This is a genomic window from Roseibium sp. (assembly GCF_965216085.1).
In the GTDB taxonomy this organism is placed as follows: Bacteria; Pseudomonadota; Alphaproteobacteria; order Rhizobiales; family Stappiaceae; genus Roseibium.
The window spans coordinates 3,310,460-3,333,999 of record NZ_OZ244138.1; the positions used below are offsets into that span (position 1 = coordinate 3,310,460).

22 protein-coding genes are annotated in these 23,540 nt (G+C 56.3%); 11 read left to right on the forward strand and 11 right to left on the reverse strand.

Translation table 11 applies throughout. The features are described 5' to 3' along the window. Nucleotides 1-27 precede the first annotated feature (27 nt). From mltG to ACOOFE_RS15570, 6 genes are all read right to left on the reverse strand, one after another. The gene (gene mltG, locus ACOOFE_RS15545) at nt 28-1,131 is read right to left on the reverse strand and encodes an endolytic transglycosylase MltG (RefSeq protein ID WP_420410895.1); all 1,104 of its coding nucleotides are present in this window, start codon (nt 1,129-1,131) and stop codon (nt 28-30) included. A gap of 113 nt (nt 1,132-1,244) precedes the next feature. Next, nucleotides 1,245-2,510, reverse strand: a complete 1,266-nt coding sequence (gene fabF / locus ACOOFE_RS15550) for a beta-ketoacyl-ACP synthase II (RefSeq protein ID WP_141187163.1) — start codon at nt 2,508-2,510, stop codon at nt 1,245-1,247. A gap of 90 nt (nt 2,511-2,600) precedes the next feature. Next, complete coding sequence (locus tag ACOOFE_RS15555; RefSeq protein ID WP_008194310.1) at nt 2,601-2,834, reverse strand: acyl carrier protein; 234 nt, start codon at nt 2,832-2,834, stop codon at nt 2,601-2,603. A gap of 243 nt (nt 2,835-3,077) precedes the next feature. Beyond that, nucleotides 3,078-3,815, reverse strand: coding sequence for a 3-oxoacyl-[acyl-carrier-protein] reductase (gene fabG / locus ACOOFE_RS15560; protein WP_420410896.1), 738 nt, complete (start codon nt 3,813-3,815; stop codon nt 3,078-3,080). Nucleotides 3,816-3,892: 77 nt separating this feature from the next. After that, nucleotides 3,893-4,837, reverse strand: a complete 945-nt coding sequence (fabD, locus tag ACOOFE_RS15565) for an ACP S-malonyltransferase (RefSeq protein ID WP_420410897.1) — start codon at nt 4,835-4,837, stop codon at nt 3,893-3,895. Nucleotides 4,838-5,138: 301 nt separating this feature from the next. Then, nucleotides 5,139-6,692: a lipase family protein gene (locus tag ACOOFE_RS15570; protein ID WP_420410898.1), complete on the reverse strand. Its 1,554-nt coding sequence runs from the start codon at nt 6,690-6,692 to the stop codon at nt 5,139-5,141. Between the two features lie 850 nt (nt 6,693-7,542). On the opposite strand from ACOOFE_RS15570, the gene rpsF reads away from it, so the two are divergent. The 4 genes from rpsF to ACOOFE_RS15590 all read left to right on the forward strand — a co-directional run bounded on the left by rpsF (nt 7,543) and on the right by ACOOFE_RS15590 (nt 10,812). Beyond that, nucleotides 7,543-7,989: a 30S ribosomal protein S6 gene (gene rpsF, locus ACOOFE_RS15575; RefSeq protein ID WP_141187167.1), complete on the forward strand. Its 447-nt coding sequence runs from the start codon at nt 7,543-7,545 to the stop codon at nt 7,987-7,989. A 6-nt stretch (nt 7,990-7,995) separates the two neighbouring features. Continuing rightward, a complete protein-coding gene (gene rpsR, locus ACOOFE_RS15580; RefSeq protein WP_133950346.1) occupies nt 7,996-8,244 on the forward strand; it encodes a 30S ribosomal protein S18 in 249 nt (82 codons plus the stop codon). Between the two features lie 121 nt (nt 8,245-8,365). Then, nucleotides 8,366-8,953 carry a 50S ribosomal protein L9 gene (gene rplI / locus ACOOFE_RS15585; protein WP_420410899.1) on the forward strand — a complete coding sequence of 196 codons (588 nt, stop codon included), beginning with the start codon at nt 8,366-8,368 and terminating at the stop codon, nt 8,951-8,953. Nucleotides 8,954-9,327: 374 nt separating this feature from the next. Further along, complete coding sequence (locus ACOOFE_RS15590; protein ID WP_420410900.1) at nt 9,328-10,812, forward strand: replicative DNA helicase; 1,485 nt, start codon at nt 9,328-9,330, stop codon at nt 10,810-10,812. A gap of 45 nt (nt 10,813-10,857) precedes the next feature. Here ACOOFE_RS15590 and ACOOFE_RS15595 read toward each other — a convergent pair whose 3' ends face one another. Beyond that, a complete protein-coding gene (locus tag ACOOFE_RS15595) occupies nt 10,858-11,484 on the reverse strand; it encodes a GNAT family N-acetyltransferase (RefSeq protein ID WP_420410901.1) in 627 nt (208 codons plus the stop codon). Between the two features lie 206 nt (nt 11,485-11,690). Here ACOOFE_RS15595 and alr point away from each other — a divergent pair, with 206 nt between their 5' ends. From alr to ACOOFE_RS15630, 7 genes are all read left to right on the forward strand, one after another. Next, the gene (gene alr, locus ACOOFE_RS15600; protein ID WP_420410902.1) at nt 11,691-12,851 is read left to right on the forward strand and encodes an alanine racemase; all 1,161 of its coding nucleotides are present in this window, start codon (nt 11,691-11,693) and stop codon (nt 12,849-12,851) included. 14 nt (nt 12,852-12,865) lie between these two features. Next, the gene (gene radA / locus ACOOFE_RS15605; protein ID WP_420410903.1) at nt 12,866-14,260 is read left to right on the forward strand and encodes a DNA repair protein RadA; all 1,395 of its coding nucleotides are present in this window, start codon (nt 12,866-12,868) and stop codon (nt 14,258-14,260) included. 70 nt (nt 14,261-14,330) lie between these two features. Beyond that, a complete protein-coding gene (locus ACOOFE_RS15610) occupies nt 14,331-14,945 on the forward strand; it encodes a CvpA family protein (protein ID WP_141187173.1) in 615 nt (204 codons plus the stop codon). Between the two features lie 80 nt (nt 14,946-15,025). After that, nucleotides 15,026-16,498: an amidophosphoribosyltransferase gene (gene purF / locus ACOOFE_RS15615; RefSeq protein WP_420410904.1), complete on the forward strand. Its 1,473-nt coding sequence runs from the start codon at nt 15,026-15,028 to the stop codon at nt 16,496-16,498. A gap of 18 nt (nt 16,499-16,516) precedes the next feature. Continuing rightward, nucleotides 16,517-17,245, forward strand: coding sequence for an SDR family NAD(P)-dependent oxidoreductase (locus ACOOFE_RS15620; protein WP_420410905.1), 729 nt, complete (start codon nt 16,517-16,519; stop codon nt 17,243-17,245). A gap of 79 nt (nt 17,246-17,324) precedes the next feature. Next, complete coding sequence (locus tag ACOOFE_RS15625; protein ID WP_420410906.1) at nt 17,325-17,939, forward strand: HAD-IA family hydrolase; 615 nt, start codon at nt 17,325-17,327, stop codon at nt 17,937-17,939. Nucleotides 17,940-17,978: 39 nt separating this feature from the next. Beyond that, the gene (locus tag ACOOFE_RS15630) at nt 17,979-18,350 is read left to right on the forward strand and encodes a VOC family protein (protein WP_420410907.1); all 372 of its coding nucleotides are present in this window, start codon (nt 17,979-17,981) and stop codon (nt 18,348-18,350) included. A 583-nt stretch (nt 18,351-18,933) separates the two neighbouring features. Here the strand turns inward: ACOOFE_RS15630 and ACOOFE_RS15635 are convergent. The 4 genes from ACOOFE_RS15635 to ACOOFE_RS15650 all read right to left on the reverse strand — a co-directional run bounded on the left by ACOOFE_RS15635 (nt 18,934) and on the right by ACOOFE_RS15650 (nt 23,437). Further along, nucleotides 18,934-19,734, reverse strand: coding sequence for an inositol monophosphatase family protein (locus tag ACOOFE_RS15635; RefSeq protein WP_420410908.1), 801 nt, complete (start codon nt 19,732-19,734; stop codon nt 18,934-18,936). 85 nt (nt 19,735-19,819) lie between these two features. Then, nucleotides 19,820-21,247 (reverse strand): ribosome biogenesis GTPase Der, encoded by a 1,428-nt coding sequence (der, locus tag ACOOFE_RS15640; RefSeq protein ID WP_420410909.1) that lies wholly within the window; start codon nt 21,245-21,247, stop codon nt 19,820-19,822. A gap of 157 nt (nt 21,248-21,404) precedes the next feature. Then, nucleotides 21,405-22,748 carry a PQQ-binding-like beta-propeller repeat protein gene (locus ACOOFE_RS15645; protein WP_141188847.1) on the reverse strand — a complete coding sequence of 448 codons (1,344 nt, stop codon included), beginning with the start codon at nt 22,746-22,748 and terminating at the stop codon, nt 21,405-21,407. A gap of 5 nt (nt 22,749-22,753) precedes the next feature. Beyond that, nucleotides 22,754-23,437, reverse strand: coding sequence for a tetratricopeptide repeat protein (locus ACOOFE_RS15650; RefSeq protein WP_420410910.1), 684 nt, complete (start codon nt 23,435-23,437; stop codon nt 22,754-22,756). Between the last annotated feature and the right edge of the window lie 103 nt (nt 23,438-23,540).

Here is a 23,540-nt window from a genome sequence, read left to right on the forward strand (position 1 = left end):
CCCTATCAAGTCACCCGACAGATCAGATCAGTTCTGCTCCGACTGACGGCGTTCCCGTTCGATCTTGCGCCATTTGCGGACATTAGCCTGATGCTGCTCATAAGTTTCCGCAAAAATATGTCCACCCGTTCCATCCGCGACAAAGAACAAGTCCTTGGTCCGGGATGGATTGGCCACCGCTTCCATGGCAGCACGGCCTGGATTGCCAATCGGCCCTGGCGGCAGGCCATCAATCTGGTAGGTGTTGTATTTGTTTTCAGCCTTCAATTCTGACTGCTTGATTGCGGAGCGGTCCTTCAACCAGGCTTCTCCACCATAAAGGCCATAAAGAATAGTCGGATCGGACTGCAGACGCATCTTCTTGTTCAGGCGATTGACGAAAACCCCGGCAACACGCGGCCTTTCATCGGCAAGCGCGGTTTCCTTCTCGACAATCGAAGCCAACACGACCAGCTCCTCTGGCGAGGAAACCGGAAGATCGTCAATGCGGCGCTCCCAAATCTCTCCCAGGAGTTTTTCCTGAGCTGCTTTCATCTGCTCAAGTACTTCTTGCCGGGACGTCCCACGAGCAAATGAATAAGTCTCCGGCAGCAACGCGCCTTCTTGTGGGATATCTGTGATTTCACCAACCAAGATCGGATGTGCCCGGACCCGCTCCAGGATTTGTGCCGTCGTCCACCCTTCTGGGATGGTTACTGAATGCGTGACCGCTTTACCGTCCACCAAGTCCGCCATGACGTCTTTCATTGAGACGCCGGGCGCAAACGCATATTCGCCGGCTTTGAGTTTTGTGGCGTTTTTATAAAACCGGGTGCCGAGCTGGAAGACCCACTCATCCAGCATTGTATCTTCGATGACACCTTTTGCAGCCAACCGGTCAGTAATGCCGGTCAATCCGGAACCGGAAGAGATCACAATTGTGGTGTCTTCCTTGAGTGGTCCAGCTTGTTCGAACTTATGTTTGCCGAAATAAAGCGCACCACCGACTGCCGCCAATCCGAAGACTGCCAGTGTGATGACCATATTGATCAGGATAACAATTGGGTTGCGTACATGCCGGGAGCGCTGTGGGGGCGCCGGCGCTTGCTCCGGTTGAAGCGCTTCGCGCGGACTTTTCGGCTTAATGCCCATGGTCTATCGCACCTCCTGACAAGAACGCTGCGGCTCAGTCAACTTGCATACACGTTTATCAAAACCGGGCCAAACCGGAGAATCGGTTCAGAGCCCGGTATAAAGTGAATGCGTTATGCGGCAACTTTGCGGAAGACCAATGAGGCATTTGTGCCGCCGAAACCGAAGGAGTTCGACAAGGCGACGTCAATGTTCATGGACTTTGCTTTATGCGGCACCAGATCAATCTCGGTTTCGACAGACGGATTGTCGAGGTTGATCGTTGGCGGTGCCATGCTGTCACGAATTGCCAAAACGGAGAAAATCGCTTCAACAGCGCCAGCTGCACCAAGCAGGTGGCCAATTGAAGACTTGGTCGAGGACATGGTCAATTGGGACGCATTCTCGCCTGCAAGCCGTGTCACAGCCCCCAATTCGATCTCGTCGCCGAGCGGCGTAGAGGTACCATGCGCGTTGACGTAATCAACGTTGGCCGCAGTTATGCCGGCGCGGTTTAGCGCCGCTTCCATGCAGCGGTAAGCGCCATCACCATCTTCGGACGGTGCCGTGATGTGATACGCATCGCCGGACATGCCGTAGCCGATCACTTCCGCATAGATTTTCGCGCCGCGTTTCACCGCGTGCTCATATTCTTCCAGAATGACAACACCTGCGCCCTCGCCCATGACGAAGCCATCACGGTCTTTATCATATGGCCGGGAGCCTTTTTCAGGCGCATCATTGAAACCGGTCGAGAGTGCCCGGCACGCAGCAAAGCCTGCAAGCGCCAAACGGCCGACCGGGGATTCCGTACCACCGGCAACCATCACATCGGCATCACCAAAGGCGATCAGACGCGAGGCATCCCCGATAGCGTGTGCACCGGTGGAGCAAGCCGTCACCACTGCGTGGTTCGGGCCTTTCAGGCCATGACGGATAGAGACATAACCACCCGCCAGGTTGATCAGGCGGCCCGGAATAAAGAACGGGCTGACCCGGCGCGGCCCTTTGTCGGCAAGAAGATGCGCACCTTTTTCGATGCCCTGAAGCCCCCCGATTCCGGAGCCAATCAGAACGCCGGAGCGGATCTGCTGTTCGTAGGTTTCAGCCTTGAAGCCAGAATCGGCAATTGCCTGGTCGGCAGCTGCCATCGCGTAGACGATGAAATCATCGACCTTGCGCTGTTCCTTGACGTCCATCCAGTCATCCGGATTGAACGCGCCTTCTTCGGCCGGATCGCGCGGAATTTGACAAGCAATCTGGCAGGCCAGATCGTCCACTTTGAAGTTTGTGACCTGATTGGCCCCGCTCTTCCCTTCCAGGATTTTCTTCCAAGTGACATCGGCACTACCGCCCAGCGGCGTCACCATGCCCAATCCTGTTACGACTACTCGCCTCATACACCCGCACTTACGTTAGAAGGGCCGGGCGGGATGAATTACCCCGCCGGCCCGATCTTCAAATAAAGCTCAAGGTAAGGGAAACTGCCCTTACTTGTTAGCTTCCAGGAACTTAACAGCATCGCCAACGGTCAGGATGGTTTCAGCTGCAGTGTCCGGAATTTCAACGCCGAATTCTTCTTCAAATGCCATGACCAGCTCAACGGTGTCGAGGCTGTCTGCGCCCAGATCGTCAATGAAGCTCGCGCCTTCAACAACCTTCTCTGCATCAACGCCGAGGTGCTCGACAACGATTTTCTTTACTCGATCCGCGATATCGCTCATCTTTTACTTCCTTGGTTTTCGTCTGTTCATCCTGCGGCACGATCCCAAACCGATTAGCTTCCAACCGTCGGCTCGCGCCCGCTGTCTTCAAGATGTCTCGGCACAGTCAGGTCAGGAACGGACCAGGCTGCGCAATTCGTAACAATCGGCGGGGTGGTAACACACTTTCTTGACCATTACCAGCCGGACCTAACCGCTTCTTTGCGGTCGGGATTATTTTTGCCAACTCGGCAAATCGTCCTTTTAAATCATTGCCATACCGCCATTGACGTGCAGCGTTTGCCCCGTGACATACGCCGCTTCGCCGCTGGCAAGGTAAGTTGCTGCAGATGCAATCTCATTCGCAGTGCCCAAACGGCCTGCCGGCACGCTGGTCAAAATCGATTCTTTCTGCTTGTCATTGAGGGCATCGGTCATTGCGGTTTCAATGAAACCCGGCGCGATGCAGTTCACCGTGATGTTGCGGCTGGCAACTTCGCGGGCCAAAGATTTGTACATGCCGATCATCCCGGATTTGGCAGCCGCATAGTTGACCTGCCCCGGATTGCCGGTGACACCAACAACGGATGTGATGCCGATGATGCGGCCATTGCGGCGCTTCATCATGCCCTTGATCGCTGCACGGCACAGCAAGAAACCGGACGTCAAGTTGACTTCCAGAACCTGATCCCACTCTTCATCCTTCATGCGCATGAAGATGTTGTCGCGGGTAATACCGGCGTTGTTCACCAGGATATCGACAGAGCCCATTTTCTCTTCAGCAGCCGGAAGAAGGCCCATCACCGCTTCGCGGTCAGACAGGTTGGCCGGAGTGACGAACGCGCGCTCCCCAAGATCTGCCGCAAGGGCCTCAAGCTTTTCCGCCCGGGTTCCGGACAGGGAGACGGTCGCGCCTTGAGCGTGCAGAGCCCGGGCGATGGATTCACCGATCCCGCCGGTCGCACCTGTCACAAGTGCATTTTTGCCTTCCAAGCTGAACATATGGCGTCCTTCCTTGCGTTTCGCGCCGTTTGGCACAGGCCTTGTGTCAGGCCGAATTGAATTGGGTCTAATTGAAATTAGCTGGAGAGTTTTTCGATCACCGCGTCAATATCATCCGGTGAATTGACGGCCATACCCGTTGCTTCTTTGGTGATGCGCTTGACCATGCCGGTCAGGACCTTGCCAGTTCCAACTTCAACGAAGGTGGTGACCCCCTCACCTGCCAGCCATGAAATACTTTCCCGCCAGCGCACGGTGCCTGTCACCTGTTCAATGAGGCGGTCGCGAATGTCCTCCGGATCGGAGATTGGGGCCGCCAGAACATTAGCGACCAGAGGCACGCTTGGTGCTTTGATGTCAGCATTGGCCAGTGCGTCTGCCATGGCGTCTGCCGCAGGCCCCATCAAAGAACAATGGAACGGCGCACTGACTGGAAGAAGAACCGCACGGCGGGCGTCCCGGGCTTTAGCGATTTCGACGGCACGCTCTACAGCAGCAACATGGCCGGAAACAACCACCTGACCCGGCGCATTGTCGTTGGCGGCCTGGCAGACTTCTCCTTGAGCGGCGTCATTGGCAATTTCCACTGCAGCGTCAAAATCCAGACCCAGCAACGCGGCCATGGCGCCCTGCCCCACCGGCACAGCATTCTGCATGGCATCGCCGCGCACGCGCAGGAGTTTTGCGGCCGTTGCCACATCGAGGCTACCGGCAGCCGCAAGCGCGGAGTATTCGCCGAGTGAATGGCCGGCGACAAAGGAGACGGAAGATTTCAGATCCAGGCCCTTGGCTTCCAGAACCCGCATGGTGGCGAGACTCACTGCCATCAGCGCTGGCTGGGCATTGGCGGTGAGCGTCAGATCGCTTTCCGGACCATTCCACATGATGTCGGAGAGTTTCTGATCCAGTGCGTTGTCCACCTCATCGAATACGGCTTTGGCTTCCGGAAATGTATCAGCGAGAAGCTTGCCCATACCAACAGCCTGGCTGCCCTGGCCCGGGAATGTAAATGCGGTGGTCATCTGGAATAGTCTCCGAATTGGCTGCGCTTGCGGGTCTTTTGTTTTTTGGCCCTATGTCAACGCGGCAAAGAAGAGAGTGTTAAGGCAGCCTCTTGACAAAAGGCCGCATGTCTTGGCGGCAGGCTATGAAACGGACCGGGGCAAAGTGTCAAGAGCTGAGGGTGAAGTTTCCGGAAATTCCAGGCCCATTCACACCGAGTGTTATCTGCCTAAACATCCGCCAGCAGCTCACTAGTACTATTGAACCAATCTGCAGAGGGCGGAATAGCCAATACCTTTGTCAAACGATCAATGCACCACATCACCTTGCAGCGATATCCGCACGAAGCGCGGTATCTTTTTCGAGACGCTTGGTGTCGAACCAGATGTTTTTGCTCTCATAATAAGTCGTTATCGACGCCACGAGTTTTTGGAACTCGGCTTCGGTGCCACGCTTCTTTTTGTCCCGCTGAGGATTGATGTCTTCCATCGAGACATAGCGGATCGCCAGGGCCGGGATAACTGGATCCTTCAGGCTTTCCAGCATGTAATCCCGGATCTGACGCTGCTCATGTGCACTGAAGTCTGGCCGCGACACCGCATCAAAGGCTTTCGGTTTGTTGACGTAGACGGTTTTGCCAACGTGTTTGCCGCCGATGAATTTTTCAGTCGTGATCGGATCCTTGGAATTGAGCACCCGGAAACCCGCTGGAGTTTGCGTGTCTGAGAGACGCGCCAGAATGGTTGGGTCGGTGACCTTAATCGCATTGCGGTCAACAGGATTGAATGCCGTTGCAAACTGCTCGGACCGTAGTTTTTTGACGGTAAGCGCCGTTGCAAAGTCCTGGTCACCCGTCCGCGGCGCGCCATACGTCAGAAGTTTCAGATTTTGCCATGGCCAGTTTTTTAGCGCACTGGGCATAGCTGGTCCGCTTCCGTCGGGGCCATAGCGGTTTCCGAGCAAAATTGCAGCAGCGAAATGCTGAGCCAGTGCTCCACCCAGACTGTGTCCGGTGACAAAGATGTTTTCAGGTGCTTTGCCCTTTTTGAGCGCGGCCGCTTTTTGAAGACAGCGTGTCAGTTGCGGAAGTATGGATTGCATGCTCCGGGCAAATCCCCGGTGGACTTGCCCGGTTGTGCTAATGAGGGCGCCTCCTTGGCCCGCCGACAATTTGTTATAGCCGAGATCGGTTATCCAGTCGGGATTGCCCTTTGCACCGCCGTCACTGAAGGACTGGACGGCGGCCCGTGCGGCGGATCCGCTGCGGCTGCCGCGAAAGGCAATATGTGCGTCGTAATCGCCGCTGTCTTTTTGGCGCAACAGGATAAAGCCCATCAGGCTTTGCGAGTGCGGCTGCCCCTCTTCGCCCTTGTCCCCGGTTCCGCCTTCGAATGCGAGCAGGATATCGGAGGCATCCCGGTTCCGGCGGGCGTGTTTTCGGCTTATCTCGGCAATTGCAGAGACTGTTTCCGCTTTTCCGGTTGGCCGGTAACAGATGTAACCGCGACTGATCCGGCCGGTTATTTCTTTTGGCGTCAGATACTCGGTCCAGGTACCGGCTGCATTGGTGATCGTGTCTGACCACGGATGCACCAGAGCATAATCGTAGATGATCGGGTCGTGTGTTGGATTGTCGGCATAACCGTTCAACGCCCCCGGTCCACGATAGCCTTTATGTCCTTTGCTGCGCGCCGTTTGGGACGCCCCTTGGTCCTTCGCCCAGGCATGCACTTTGCCCATCATTGCCGTGCGCTCAGCCTTATCGGCAGCCAGCTCCTCGTAATAAGGATCAAAGGGCCAGACCAGGCTCTGCCCATAAAGGTGATAAGCAAGGATCGACAGGTCGAGGTGATAGACAAGCGGATGATACGGCATATCCGTTGTCTGTACTGATATTGGGCCTGGATCTTGGTTGTACTCCGAGCTTGTCGATACACACGCAGATAGAGCCGATAAAGTGAGTGTCAGGACGCCATAAAACCTGATCCCAAAAACAATCCGTCTCAAGACTGGCCGCATCGCTTCGCCCCCTCACGCTCCACGCCCTATTGTCAATTTAGCAGTCTTCTCGTCAGATCCCCTCGTGTCAAACCCCACTTACTAAGACCGCTAAGTCCTACCCCTCAAAAGAGAGAAAGAACCAGGAAGTTTCAGCGCAGTGTTTTGACGGCAGAGTTGACCACCGCTTTGTCCATTCCCGGAATTGAAACGAAGAGGTGGCCGGTCATGCAGATCAGCCAATAACACTCAGAACGGATAAACTAGGTGGCCTCATAAATGCACAACGAGCTAAACACTAAACACATAGCCCGCGCCCAAAATCAGCAACCCGCTGATACACACAACACCAACAGCTAAAAAGAAAAACGCTTGCTTTACCCGCTCTTGATTGGACATGTGACACCTTGCACAACGGACGGACGAGAAATCCTTATCGGAGGGTTGCTGCATCATTGCGGGGCCGCGCTGGAAATTCTATTCGACTAAATACATAGCCAAATTTGCCGTTGTTCTTACCCCCGCTTGCATTTTACCGAAAAAAGAGTATAAGCCGCGCTTCATCCGGGTTTGGCCGGGGGCTGAACGGAAGGGCGTTTGCCAGGATATCTTAAAGATCATCCGACTTCCCGTGTTCCCACTCCCGTAAGATTTCTCGTTGCCTTTCCGGGTTTACGAGGAGGCTTTGCGCCGAACCCGTGTTGTCAACCGAAGGAAAGGCTTTTCCATGCCTCTTTATGAGCACATCTTCCTGGCCCGCCAGGACGTTTCGGCCCAGCAGGTCGAAGCTCTCGTCGAACAGTACAAGGGCCTGATCGAAGGCGCTGGCGGCACTGTCGGCAAGGTGGAAAACTGGGGTCTGCGCACCCTGGCATACCGCATCAAGAAAAACCGTAAGGCTCACTACACTCTGATGAACCTGACCGCACCGCATGCCGCGGTTGCCGAGATGGAACGCCAGATGGGCCTCAACGAAGACGTTCTGCGTTTCATGACCTTTAAGGTCGATGAGCTGGACGAAGAGCCGTCTGCAATGATGCAGAAGCGCGACCGTGACGACCGTGGTGGTCGTGGTGGCCGTTTCGGCGACCGCGGTGGTGACCGTGGCGGCCGTGGTGGCGATCGTGGTGACCGCGGCGGCGACCGTGCACCGCGCAAGGCTGAAGGGGAGTAAGATATAATGGTTGATATTTCACAGACCCCAAGCCGCCGTCCGTTCTTCCGCCGCCGGAAAACCTGCCCGTTCTCCGGTGCTAACGCTCCGAAGATCGACTACAAGGACATCCGTCTGCTGCAGCGCTACATCTCTGAGCGCGGCAAGATCGTTCCGAGCCGCATCACCGCGGTGTCCGCGAAAAAGCAGCGTGAACTGGCCCGTGCGATCAAGCGCGCCCGCCTGCTCGGCCTGCTGCCGTTCGTGATCAGCTAAGCACCTCTTCCTATGGGAGATGCCCATCTGCCGGGTCCGCCCGGCAGACCCGTATTGGGACCGCGGGCAAACGGTCTCTAACCGCCACTAATAAAGCTGGCGGGACAGTAGGAGAAAATCCATGCAAATTATTCTTCTTGAGCGTATCGCCAAGCTCGGCCAGATGGGCGACACCGTAAAGGTGCGCGACGGCTACGCACGTAACTTCCTTCTGCCGCAAGGCAAGGCGCTGCGCGCCAACAAGGCGAACCTGGAGCGTTTCGAAAACGAACGCGCCCAACTGGAAGCCCGTAACCTTGAGCGCAAGAACGAAGCTGAAGCTGTTGCGTCCAAGCTCGACGGCGAAGCGCTGGTCATGATCCGCTCGGCTGGTGAAACCGGCCAGCTCTACGGTTCAGTGTCCACCCGCGACATCGCTGAAGGCCTGACTGCTGCTGGCTTCACCGTTGCCCGTTCTCAGGTTGAGCTGCGCAGCCCGATCAAGACGATCGGCCTGCACTCTGTTCTGATCCAGCTGCACCCGGAAGTCGAAGTTGGCATCTCTGTCAACGTCGCACGTTCCGAAGACGAAGCAGCCCGCCAGGCAGCTGGTGAAGATCTGACTGCACCGGAACAGGACGTCTTCGAATTTGAAGAAGACGACGAAGAAGAAGGTGACAGCGAAGAAGCAGAAGCAACCGAAGAAGCGGTTGCTGAAGACGAAGTCTAATCGGCTCTGCACGCTTCAAAAACGCAATTTGAAAACGGCGCTCAAACGGGCGCCGTTTTTTTTATTAGCCGGCTTGTATTTTTTATCAATCCGGCAAAGCAAGCTTCAACTGCCAGGTTCACAACCCATCACAAGGCATTGATAGCATTTGCACTTTGTTAACTTTTTGCGCCATTTTCTAAAAATTATGTTTAATATCAATAACTAACAGACAAGTCGTTGAGTCTTCTATGACCTTCAGAGTCAAGCGGCTTTTGGAATTTTCCCCGCTGACCTGTGGACGCCAGTGGGAATCGGGGCTGGCCGTTTTTGCTGCTTGAGCCCCCTCGGATCTGCCGCTATTTCCAGTACACCAAGTTGATCGGGGGCGGGTAATGAAGGGCACACTACAGAAGGTCGAGACAGAAGAAGACGTCCAGCGTCTGGCGCCGCATAATGCGGAGGCCGAACGACAGTTGCTGGGTGCGATTCTGGTCAACAACGAGACTTTCTACCGCGTTTCGGATTTTCTCGAGCCACACCATTTTTTCGTGCCCCCGCATCAGGACATCTATGAAAAGATCAGCCATCTGATCCGGGCCGGCAAAACCGCCTCCCCGATCACGCTGAAAACCTTTTATCCCGCAGATGCCAAGATCGCCGATCTTTCGGCGACTCAATTCCTGTTGCGCCTTGCCGGTGATGCCGCCTCCATCATCAACGCCGAAGACTACGGCCGCTCCATCTATGACCTCGCCATCCGCCGGAACCTGATCCGTATCGGCGAAGACATGGTCAACATTGCCTTTGATGCGCCGATTGATGTGCCGCCAGAGCAGCAGATCGACGACGCCGAACGGCGCCTGTTCGAACTGGCCGAGACCGGCCGCAGCGAGGGCGGGTTTGTTTCCTTTGGCGATGCGCTGACAGAAACCATCGAAATGGCGCACGCTGCCTGGAACCGTGAAGGTGCTCTCTCCGGCATTTCAACCGGCTTGCGCGAGTTGGACCGGCTCATGGGCGGCCTGCAGCATTCGGATTTGATCGTGCTGGCAGGACGTCCCGCGATGGGCAAAACCTCGCTTGCCACCAACATCGCCTACAACATCGCGCAAAGTTTTCAGGCCGAAGAGCAGCCGGACGGCTCTATGAAGACCGTCAACGGCGGTGTGGTCGGTTTCTTCTCTCTCGAAATGTCGGCCGAGCAGCTCGCTACCCGTATCATTTCCGAGCAAGCGGAAATCTCATCGTCGAAAATCCGCCGTGGCGACATCTCCGAAGCCGAATTTGAAAAGCTCGCAGCTTGTGCCCAGTCCATGCAAGTGGTGCCGCTGCATGTCGACCAAACCGGTGGTATTTCGATCGCGTCCCTAGTGGCCAAAGCCCGCCGCCTCAAGCGCCAGCGTGGCCTTGATCTTCTTGTGGTGGACTATATCCAGCTCCTCTCCGGTTCTGCCAAGAACCAAGGCAACCGGGTTCAGGAAATCACTGAAATCACCACCGGACTGAAGGCGCTCGCCAAAGAGCTTCACGTTCCGATCATCGCGCTCTCCCAGCTTTCCCGTCAGGTGGAATCGCGCGATGACAAACGGCCAATGATGTCGGATTTGCGTGAATCGGGTTCCATCGAGCAGGACGCCGACGTCATCATGTTTGTGTTCCGTGAAGAGTATTACCTCTCCAAGACCGAGCCGGATGAAGGCTCACCGGAGTATGAGATCTGGCGCGACAACATGGAGCGCCTCAAAGGCAAGGCGGAAGTCATTGTCGCCAAGCAGCGTCACGGTCCGACCGGCACCGCGAACCTGCACTTTGAAGGTCAATACACCCGCTTCTCCGATCTGGCGGAAGAAGATCACATGCCGGAACGCTACGAGTAATCGCGACCGCCTTCGCCTTGTCGCTGCATTATTCGGCTTTAGCAATCAGTCCGCGGCCTTGATCAACCTTTGTTTTTCCAAGGCCTGCCATTGCGCACGCGTAATCCGGAACCCTGGAACATCATTGCAATAGGCCCGGCGCATACCTTCCGGGCGCAATCCACACTTTTGCAGAACCTTTTGGGAAACAAGATTGTCAGAGTGTGTCACGGCGGCGATCTGGCCCAAGCTTGTTTCTTCAAAGCCGAATTTCAGCAACCGGCGGCACGCCTCAGTGGCAATCCCACGGCCCCAGGCTGAGCGCAACAGTATATATCCAACTTCAATTTCAGCGCTCGGATAAGCATCAGCAACAAACTGCGAAGGATCGGCCTCGTACGCCTCAACGGGAAGCGGCAGCAGTATCGCTGTCCCGAGTTTTTCACCGCTGCGCCGGCCTTCGATACACCAGACACCGATCCGCCCGCCTGCGCCCCTTCGAACCGACGTTTCAAGCTTTTCGGAGATAGCTTCTACCGGTACAGGCCCACCAATATACTGCATGACTTGCGGATCGGTCTGCAGTGCCGCCATCAAGCCATGATCCTCTAAAGAAAGTGGCCGCAGCCTCAACCGCTCCGTCTCCAGAACAAGACGGTTTTGTTCCAAGGGATAAACTGATGAAGCGCACATGGCTCACCGTTCTTTCAATGCGGAAAGGTTTGTAATTACTTGAGATTCTATTGGTGTCTAACCAGGGTCACCGCAACACTTATACGATAAAGAGCACTTTCTCTCCCGTCAAACGTTCACTTTCCGTCAAAGAGTATTCTCAATTGGCGTCCAATCTTGGATTTGCGATAACTTGCTCCAGAGCTTTTTGAAAAAGCGATTCTTGAATGGAGCCCTACCGCATCGTGCAAGACACCAGTCCCAATCCTTTTCCAGCGGACCTTTATGGCGGCCGTTTGACCATCGATACGGATGCGATCACCGCGAACTGGTCTTTGCTGAAATCAAAATTGACGGGTGGTGCAGAATGCGCAGCGACCATCAAGGCCAATGCGTATGGCACCGGCCAGACGGAAACGGCATTGCGGCTCTACAAAGAGGGATGCCGGACGTTTTTTGTGGCCGTCCCAACAGAAGCCGTGTCCTTACGCCAAGCACTGCCGAACGCGACGATCTACGCGCTTGATGGCCTGTTTCCCGGCACTGCTGATCTTCTTATCCAGCACAACATCCGTCCGGTTCTAGGCTCATTGGAAGAATTGAAAGAGTGGGCAGCAACCTGCTCCGCGGCCGGTCGAAGTTTTGACGCAGCCGTGCATGTTGATACCGGCATCCACCGGCTTGGGCTTTCAGGGGAAGAATTTTTGTCGGCCCTTGCCGACCCAAACTTGATGGGGGCGTTTCAGCCGAACCTTCTGATGTCGCATCTCGCCTGCGGATCCACCCCAGATCATCCGATGAACCGGACCCAGTTGCAAATCTTCAAGACCCTGACAGATCCCTTCAAAGGTATCCCACGCTCCCTCGCCAACTCCGCCGGTGTTCTGATGGGAGAAGACTACCATTTCGATCTTGTCCGGCCGGGCATATCGCTGTTTGGCGGTCGGGCGTTTGATGACGGCGAAAATCCAATGCGGCCTGTTGCCAAGGTTGAGGTCCGGATCATGATTGTCCGCAACGTCCCCGCAGGCGATACCATCGGCTACAGCGCGGCAGAGACCGCCAAACGGCCCTTGCGCAACGCTGTTGTGGCCGCCGGTTATGCGGACGGACTGCTCCGGCGTGCCGGATCATCCGACGACCGCCCCGGCGGTTTTGCCATGATTGGCGATCATAAGGCGCCTATTTTGGGCCGGATTTCCATGGATATGATCACACTTGATGTTACGGATATTCCCGAACATCTGGTCAAGCGCGGCGCGTTTGTGGAAATGCTGGGGCCAAATGTTGCAGCGGCCGATCTGGCAGCTTATGCGGAGACCATCGACTACGAATATTTGACAAGCCTCGGACGGCGGTTTGAACGCGTCTACGGTCCGCTGGCTTGATAGGAGCTGCCTGAATGGCCCGCCGGTCTACATCCTTTGTCTGCCAGTCCTGTGGCGCCGTGACCGCCAAGTGGGTCGGCCGCTGCGAATCCTGCGGTGAATGGAACACAATCGTCGAAGAACAAACCGGCGGCGGTATTGGTGGCGGCCCCAGCCGGGCCTCCAAGTCCAAGGGCCGTGTGGTTCCGCTTGTCGGCCTCTCCGGCGACACCAAAGAAGCGCCACGCATTCAAACCAATGTGGCCGAACTCGACCGGGTGACTGGCGGCGGGTTTGTTCGTGGCTCTGCCCTGCTGGTCGGCGGAGACCCCGGGATCGGCAAATCGACGCTTTTGATCCAGGCTGCCGCTCAGCTCGCGAGCCTCGGCCACAAGACCGTCTATATCTCCGGCGAGGAAGCCATTGGCCAAGTTCGTCTACGCGCCGAGCGGCTCGGCCTGGCCGACGCCCCGGTCGCCTTGGCTGCCGAAACCAGCGTGGAAGACATTCTAGCCACTCTGGAAGCTGACACGGCTCCGGCTATGCTCATCCTGGATTCGGTGCAGACCCTTTGGACCGATCAGGTGGATTCGCCGCCCGGCACTGTCACCCAGGTACGCGCCTCCGCCCAAGCCATGGTGCGCTACGCCAAGAAAAACGGTACCACATTGGTTCTGGTCGGCCATGTGACAAAGGACGGTCAGATCGCCGGCCCGCGCGTGGTCGAGCACATGGTGGATGCGGTGCTTTATTTCGAAGGCGATGGTGCGCATCAATACCGTATCCTGCGGTCGGTCAAAAACCGTTTTGGCGCGACCGACGAAATCGGTGTCTTTGAGATGACCGGCAAGGGGCTGGTGGAAGTTTCCAACCCCTCGGCACTGTTTCTTGGCGACAGAACCACCTCCGCCCCAGGATCTGCCGTGTTCGCCGGGCTTGAAGGGTCGCGGCCGCTGCTGATTGAAATTCAGGCGCTGGTCGCCCAATCCTCACTCGGCACACCGCGACGCGCGGTCATTGGCTGGGATACCGCACGTCTTTCCATGATCCTTGCTGTGCTGGAAGCGCGCTGCGGAGTGCGCTTTTCTCAGCATGATGTCTATTTGAACGTGGCTGGTGGACTGAAGGTGAATGAACCTGGCGCGGACCTGGCAGTGGCTGCTGCCCTCGTCTCTTCACTCAGCGGGCTTGCCCTTCCGGCCAATTGCGTCTATTTCGGCGAGGTCAGCCTGTCGGGGGCAATCCGGCCCGTGGCACAGGCCCAATCCAGGCTCAAGGAAGCTGAAAAACTCGGCTTCGATCAGGCCTATTGTCCGGAGGGCAACCTCAAGGACGGTGCTGCTTCCGCTTTCAAGGTGGTGGGACTGCCGGAACTTGGGGACTTTATTGCCAAAATGACGGTAGAGGCTGGCGCACAAGGGGCTTCCTGACGCATGATCAGGGTGGTCTGAGACTTTAATTTTGCGCCTTGGAGCGCCAGATAGAGGATTTTTCAGAAACATGCCGATTACGCTGCTGGACGGACTGCTTCTGGTCATCATGCTCATCTCGGCGGTTCTGGCGATGATCCGCGGCTTTGTCCGTGAAGTTCTGTCGATTGTCTCCTGGGTCGCTGCCGCCATTGCTGCCTTTTTGCTCTATGAGCGCGTGCTGCCCTACGCCAAACAATATATTGCGCAAGACTTGGTCGCGATGGGCGCTTCAGCTGCCGCGGTCTTCTTGGTGACCCTGATCGTCGTCAGCTACATCACCATGCGCATTTCCGACTTCATCCTCGACAGCCGCATTGGCGCGCTCGACCGCACCCTCGGATTTGTCTTTGGCGCCGTGCGCGGCCTGCTTCTGGTCGTCGTGGCGATGATGTTCTTCAACTGGTTCGTTCAGCCGGAACAACAGCCGGGCTGGGTCCAGAATGCTAAATCCCTACCGATCCTGTTATCAGTCGGTGAACGGCTTGTCGCTATCTTGCCGGAAGACCCTGAAAAAGCGATTCTGGACAAGATCCGGGAAAATGAGCTAACAGGCAGCCAACGCTCAAGCGTTCCGGCTGAGGAGCCGGCTTACAGCGACTCTGAACGCCAGGGCCTGGAGCAGCTGACATCGGACAGCAACTGACGCCGCATGGCGGCGCCTGAACAGATTACTTAGAAATCCGGACCGGCCCCTTGACCGGCCAGAATGAAGGAGAGGTCGCCATGACTGGCGCAACCGATTTCCACGAGCCGTTCGACATCCATGATGATACCTTGCGTGAAGAATGCGGGGTTTTCGGCATTCTCGGCCATGAGGACGCCAGCGCGCTGACAGCGCTCGGCCTGCACGCGCTGCAGCACCGCGGCCAGGAAGCTGCAGGGATCGTTACCTTCGACAATGATCAATTCCGGGCTGAGCGCCATCTCGGCCTCGTCGGTGATCACTTCTCTGATGCCGACACCATCGGCCGCCTCACCGGCCGCGCGGCCATTGGTCATGTGCGCTACTCCACCACCGGCGAAACCATCCTGCGCAACGTGCAGCCGTTGTTCGCTGAGCTGGAAGGCGGCGGCATCGCCATCTGCCACAACGGCAACTTCACCAACGCACTCACCCTGCGCCAGCAACTGATCCGCGATGGCGCAATCTGTCAATCCACCTCAGATTCAGAAGTCGTTCTCCAGCTGGTCGCCCGGTCCCGCGAACAGAAGATCGTCGATCGTTTCGTCGAAGCCATCACCCAGATGGAGGGCGCTTACGCACTGGTGGCGTTGACGTCAAAGAAACTCATCGGTGCCCGCGACCCGCTCGGGATCCGGCCTTTGGTTCTTGGCGACCTCAACGGCGCGCCAATCCTTGCCTCGGAAACCTGCGCGCTTGATATCATTGGCGCAAAGTTCATCCGTGAAGTGGAAAACGGCGAAGTCATTGTCTGCACGTCTACCGGCATTGAGTCCTTTTTCCCTTTCGGCAAGCGCCCTGCCCGTCCCGACATCTTCGAATACGTCTATTTCTCGCGTCCTGACTCCATCGTCGGCGGACGCAGTGTTTATGATGTGCGCCGGGACATGGGCCGGGAACTTGCCCGTGAATCCCATGTGGAAGCTGATGTGATTGTTCCGGTGCCGGACAGCGGCGTTCCGGCGGCGATCGGCTATAGCCAGGAAAGCGGCGTTCCGTTTGAACTCGGCATTATACGAAATCACTATGTTGGCCGCACCTTCATCGAACCGACCCAGCAGATCCGTGCACTTGGCGTGAAAATGAAACACTCCGCCAATCGCTCGCAAATCGAAGGCAAGCGCGTCGTGCTTGTCGACGACAGTTTGGTGCGCGGCACGACATCGGTGAAGATCGTGCAAATGATCCGGGATGCCGGTGCCAAGGAAGTCCATTTCCGCCTTGCCAGCCCGCCGATCAAACATTCTGACTACTACGGCATCGACACACCGGTCCGGGAGAAGCTGCTGGCTGCAAAGTACGGGCTTGAAGAGATGTGCAACTACATCGGAGCCGACAGTCTTGCGTTCCTCTCGGTTGACGGGATTTACCGTGCGGCCGGCTATGAGGGCCGTGACAACGACAATCCGCAGTTTACCGACCATTGTTTTACCGGCGACTATCCAACGCCGCTGACAGACCTCTCTGAAGATCAAGATTTTGTCAGTGCACCGCGCCTGGTCGAAGTCGGCTAAGGACATTTTGAGACTCTAATGACTAAAGATTTTGAAGGCCGTGTTGCGCTTGTTACAGGCGCCTCCCGCGGTATTGGCTATCAGCTGGCCAAACAACTCGCAGCCCGCGGCGCCCATGTGATTGCGATTGCCCGCACGGTGGGCGGTTTGGAAGACTTGGACGACGAGATCCAGGCCGCTGGCGGTCAAGCGACCTTGGTTCCAGTAGATTTGATGGACTATGACGCACTCGACCGTTTGGGTGCGGCGATCTTTGAACGCTGGAAGAAACTCGACATTCTGATCGGCAATGCCGGCATGCTCGGCGTCTTGTCGCCGCTTGGCCATATCAGCCCAAAAGACTTTGAAAAGGTCATGGCGGTCAATGTAACGGCCAATTGGCGTCTGATCCGCTCGCTCGATCCACTGCTCCGCCAGTCCGATGCTGGCCGGGCTCTGTTCCTGACCGCAGTCCAGGCCAGCACCTGCACCGCCTTTTGGGGCCTTCAGTCGACCTCAAAGGCCGCCATTGAAGCCTTGGCACGAACCTGGGCCAACGAGAGCCTTCAGACCAACATGAAGATCAATTTGGCTGATCCTGGCCCGACCCGCACGGGCCTGCGCGCCAAAGCCATGCCGGGTGAGCCGACAGAAAACCTGCCCGAACCCTCTCTGGTCGCCAGTGAGCTACTGGAGCTGGTCAAGCCGGAGGTTCTGGAAACCGGCAAACTCTATGACCGCGTTAGCCGGGAATGGGTTTCGTTTTAGAAGGCCCTAACGAGTTCACGTCCATGTAACGCCTTGCTCGCTACACCGGTCCCTAAGAAGAATGATAACGGGACTGGAAATGCGCGAAGATATTAAGGCGGTTGCTTGGGACTTTGACGGTGTCCTCAACCGGAACATGGCCGATGGCCGGTTTGTCTGGGCCGATTCAATCGAAGCCGATCTGGGAATAAAACTGGATCATTTCCAATCCGGCGTTTTCGATCAGCGATTTCTGGATGTTATCCGCGGTAGAGTTGACATCCTGGATCATCTGCAAGATTGGCTGGATGAGACGGACTATCGCATTACCGCTCCCGACCTGCTCTCCTACTGGTTTGTGAAAGACGATCTCCAAGATCCAATGACCGGCGCGCTGCTCCAGAAGTTGAATGCACGCGGCGTCCTGCAGGTCATCGCTACCAACAATGAAAGCCGCCGCGCCGGCTATATTGAAGATGTCAGCGGATTCCGGAAGGCGATTTCCTATGTCTTCTCATCCGGGCGCCTTGGCGTAGTCAAACCCGAACGGGCTTTTTTCGACTGCATCAGCACTAGTTTATCGGTTCAACCGGAGCATATGCTGCTCATTGACGACAACGCCAGCAATGTGCGGTCTGCGCGGGCGCTTGGTTGGAACACCTATCATTTTACCGATGAAACACGAGACGGACTTGCAGACTATTTGGGGCTTTGACACCATTGCCGCTGGCAAAACCAAAGAAGGACAGGCCTTATGCAACTTGGTGCCTTTTCCATTAGCCTGACTGTCAAAGACATTCAAAAATCAATCGCGTTTTATGAAGGGCTTGGCTTTTCAACCCTTGGCGGGTCTGGAAGCGATAACTGGGCAATCCTGAAAAATGGCGAGACAGTCATTGGCCTGTTTCAGGGCCTGTTTGAGAAAAACATGCTGACGTTCAATCCGGGTTGGGATCAAAGCGCCCAGACGCTGGAAACTTATACGGACATCCGAGACCTGCAGAAATCCCTCAAAGACAAGGGCTATGCTTTTGTTCAGGAAGTGGACGAGACGTCCAGTGGACCGGGAAGCCTCATGCTGCTCGATCCGGACGGCAATCCAATTCTGATCGATCAGCATGTTTGAAGACGTAATCTACGCGTAGCGCTCAAGATTCACAAAACAAGTATATTATTGTCTTTAAGATAACCAGCTGCGTAAATATACGTTTCGCTGCCAATAAATGCATAGATGAACGATACTATTGCGCCTGGTAAAACGGGTACCATTGCTCCGCTAGCTTTGGCTCGAGACCGGTTAAATATACGTGAGATCAAAAAGGGTAGCGAAACAAGAAATGCTGTTACAACAAGGAATATGTACAGATTAAACGTTCCCCCAAGCCATATTGAAAGTGCGCAAATTAGCTTTGCGGCTCCCCCTCCCAAGTATCCTCTCGCAACCAGAAAAACAAACACTACTAGGAGCAGAAGTGACACCAATGTGTTTGCAACAATAACCGAAATCGGTAGCCCAATCACAATCGCCACCGGATAAAACGGCAAGAACACCGCCCAAACAAACCAATTTGGTATTGAACTCTTCATCTTCAAATCCGATGCGTCTAATAAACTAGGCTTACCTCGATGAGTGTAACCCATCGAGGCTGCTCGACCTGATATTACAATCAGAAGTTAAAATTGCATGTTTGGATTGAAAGAGATTTTACCTACTCCGCCGCTTGTAGCGGGGCGAAGGAACTTTCGGCAATTTCGGTCAACTCACCAAAGACACCAGGTGCACCGGTGACGACTCTGGTCCCATGATAAAGCGCGTGATTGATATCCTGCTCTTGCACTTTGCCGCCCGCTTCCTGGATGAGCAGCATACCGGCCAGGCAATCCCAGGCGTTCATGTGGGATTCGATGTAGCCGATCAGACGCCCTGCCCCGGTATAGGCCAGCATCAAGCCGCCAGACGCATTGCGGAAGAAAACACCACCTTTAGAGACCAACGCTCCAACCGCATTGACCGCGTCAGTGACCGACGTTCGGCCGTTGAAGCCCACGCCAACCGAGCCAACGGAAACGCTGTCGCTGTCCGACACTGTGATTGGTTTGCCATTCAAAAAGGCACCACCGCCAGCGAGCGCTGAGAAAGTTTCACCGGCAACCGGATCATGAATGACACCGAGCAGCGTCTGCCCCTGTTGTACGCAGGCAATGATGACGCACCACTGCGGAATACCGGTGACGAAGTTGGCCGTTCCATCAATTGGATCAATGACCCAAGTGTAGCCGCTCTCGCCTTCCTCCATTCCATGTTCTTCACCGAGGATCCCATCGTCTGGATACGCTTTTGCAAGCTCTTCCCGGATCAGGGTTTCAACGTTCCGGTCTGCTTCACTCACAAGATCCTGATGGCCCTTTTGCGTGATTGTCAGCGTGTCGAGTTTCTTGAAATAGTCGAGCGCAACAACGCCGGCCTTCTGTGCAAGAGCTTCGGTAAAAGCGAGCCGTTCCGATGGCATAAAGGATCTCCTTGAAACGAAGGATAGAACAATGTGTCCCGGCAGAGAGCGCCGGGACTAGAAATCACAGCAGGAACTGTGCGGGTTATTGAATTTTCCGTTTTTTCTTCGGTGCGTAGGGATTGTCACCCTTGCGGTAGGACAGCCGGATCGGCGTTCCCTGTATGTCGAACTTTTCACGCAAGGAATTGACGAGATACCGGGTATAGCTTTCCGGCAATTGCTCGGGCCGCGAGCTAAAGGCGACAAAATGCGGCGGCCGGGTTTTGGGTTGGGTCATGTAGCGAATGCGCACCCTGCGGCCGGCAACGGCGGGCGGCGGGTGACTGGTGGTTGCCCGCTCAAGCCAGCGATTGAGGCCGGCAGTCGAAACCCGGGCATTCCAGGCGTCATAAGCGGCAAAAACACCTTCAACCAGCTTGTCGATCCCCTGCCCTTGAATACCGGATAGCGTCACAATGCGAACGCCTCGGATCTGATTGAAATAACGCTCGTTGGCATCCCTGATTTTTTTCCAGGCCGCTTCGCGGTCTTCAATGAGGTCCCATTTGTTGATCGCGATCACCAGCGCGCGACCTTCGCGGGCCACAAGGTCGATGATCTGCAGATCCTGCTTTTCAAACGACATGGTCGCATCCAGCGTGACGACGACAACCTCGGCAAACTTGATCGCCCGCAGGGCATCGGCGACAGAGAGCTTTTCCAGCTTCTCCTGGACCCGTGCCTTCTTGCGGATGCCAGCGGTATCAAACAGTTTGATGTGCCGGTCGTGCCGGGTCCAATCGACGGAAATGGAATCCCGGGTAATGCCGGCTTCCGGTCCGGTCAGCATCCGATCCTCGCCCAGCATCCGGTTGATCAAAGTGGATTTACCGGCATTCGGCCGGCCCACAATGGCAACACGGAGAGGCCGTTCTTTCGTTCCGACCGGATCTTCGTCATCGACGATTTCACCGTCTTCATCAACATCAACGTTGGTGACGGCTTCCTCGCGGCGAGCGTCTTCTTCTTCCGTGACCCGGTCAACATGCGGTTTCAGCGCATCATAGAGATCGGCCAGGCCCTCGCCGTGTTCGGCGGAAATTGCGATCGGCTCCCCAAGGCCAAGGGAATAAGATTCATAAAGGCCACTCTCACCAGCCCGGCCCTCGGCCTTGTTGGCCAGAAGGATCACCGGACGGGTTGTCTTGCGCGCTACATCGGCGAAATGTGCATCCAGCGGTGTCACACCCGCACGCGCATCAATTACAAACAGAACCGCATCGGCTGTTTCAATGGCCTCTTCTGTCTGGCGGCGCATGCGGCCTTCCAGCGAAGTTTTGTCCGCATCTTCCAGACCGGCGGTGTCGATGATGGTAAAGCGCAGATCGCCCAACCGGGCCTCGCCCGGACGGCGGTCACGCGTTACACCCGGTGTGTCATCAACCAGCGCCAGGCGTTTGCCGACAAGACGATTGAACAAAGTGGACTTACCGACATTCGGCCGTCCGACGATGGCGACAGTAGCGCCCACGGCAGTTACTCCTGACAGGCGGACTTTTCTTAAGTCCGGCCTTTGAACAAAACTCAGAACACCTTACCCCTGCCCGCCCGGACAAGGATAAGGTGCTCAGATACACTAGATAGATCAGCTTTTAAATGCCTGGCCATTGGAGCCAAGCGCCCGTGATCTAGTTGAAAGCGGCCACACCGTCTTTACCGGTCAGCACAACAACACGCCCACCGGCAGCAATCGGTGTGACGAACACATCCGTATTGGTCCGCTGGGTGGTCATAATCTGACCGGACGCTGCATCCACCATGGCAATTTGCCCATCGCTGGCAAAGGCAACCAGCGCACCATTTGCCAGTACCGGCCCTGCCCAATTGCGGCGGCGCTTTTTCTTTTCCGGCTTGGGCAATTGCGTCGCCCACATGGTCTCGCCGCTGTCCTTGTCCAAAGCGACCATCCGGTCGTCCAGATCAACCATGAAAAGTGCGTTGCCTGACACAACTGGCGTATGCACACTGCCAAGATTTTGATCCCAGCGGCGCTGGCCGGTACGTGCATCTACGGCAACCGTTCTGCCAGCCACGCCGGTTGCATAGACCAGTTTTCCTGAAACAACTGGACTTGCCGACACATCAGCCAGTCCGGACAGCGCAAGTGTCCGGAAACCGCGGGCCACCCCATCGATCCACTCTGGCTCACCCGATTTGATGTTGATCGCCATAATTTCTCCAGAGGAGAACGGCACAATCACACGGCCGCCAGAAATTGCCGGATTGGCCGCGGAAAGAACTCCAGCAGTTTCCTCAATCCCGGCAAAGGTCCAAGCCACGCTGCCATCTTCCTGAGAAAACGCATAAACTTCGTTGGATTGGCTCACTACGAAGACGTGCCCATTTCCGGCCGAAGGTGCGCCCCGCGCCGGGGTGTCCATTTCTGCGGTCCAAATCACCCGGCCGGACCCGGCCTCCAGAGCTGCTACCTGGCGGTAACCGGTGGCTGCGTAAACAACACCGCCATCAACGACAACGCCGCCACCAGGCCCAACATCACGCTCACCTTCCGGGCGCAAGTTCTGAGTCCACTGGCGGCCACCTGCCGTCGACAAAGCGACGACTTCACCGTTGGGCTTATATACATAAATCCGGCTGCCATCGCTGACCGGGCGGGACGAGATTCGCAATGCAGAGGACGTTAATCCACGGCCGGATGTACCGACATTGGCCTGCCAGGCCCGGCTGCCGGAGACAGACACAGCAACATTGCCCGGGTCATTGGTTTGCCCACCCCCGGCACTTGTCCAAGTTTGACCACCACTTGCAGGGCCAATCTTCGCAGCCTTGCCAAGTGTTTGGGCTGCCGGGTCAACACCATCAAACACCGCTTGGCGTTCTCCAGGGAGAATTTTCTCCCGGCTAAAGGGATTGATCGAGCCGCTGAATTCGCTGACTGCGCCGCAACCGGTCAGAAACACCGACAGCGCCAGGGTCCCAAGAACGGGGCCCTTGACCGATTGTTTGATCATATCAATCACTGCGAAGTACCCTCACCCGCCTCAGGTTGTGCGCCGGTTTGCCCCCGGATCAGGCTCGCCAAAAGCGTTACACGCTGGCTGATACCCTGTGGGGTTTCGGTGTCATCTTCCAATGCGGAAATCCATTTAAGCGCTGTCTCAGCATCACCGCTTTTCCAAGCACTGACAGCAAGCAGCTCGCGGGCGGCCGCGCGGAACGCGCCAGTATCACCGGTCAAGCCCTCGATCCGGTCGGCAATCGCGGTATAGTCTTCCAGATCCACGGCAATATAAGCACCGCGCAAGGATGCGATATCCCGCAGGGATGGTGCTAGGCTGTTGTCCCGCGCCAGCGCATCGAACTCTACCAGCGCTGCCGACGCATCGCCGGAATTTGCCAGATCGGATGCCCGGCGCATTTGTGCCAGCGCCGGATATCCACCGATGGCTCCATCCAACTCACCATAGAGCGCGGCTGCTTCCGTGTATTGCCCTGCTTCCGACAAGCTGACTGCTTCTAGAAAAGTATCGCCTGCGGTTTGCGACTGAGTTTCCTGCCAGTAGAGCCAGCCACGGTATCCGCCCGTGCCAACTACAATCAGGACAGCAACGCCGATGATCCAGGCCCCGAAACGGGTCCATAGCCGACGGTACTTCTCATGGCGGATGTCCTCATCGACCTCACGAAAAATATCAGACATGCGTGTCTTGTTCCTGCATTCACTCTACTGCGCCGGTCCGGTTCTCCGGATTGGCTACCTCACCAAGGAGCGCACATTATCCATTTGATCCGGCTCGGGCAAT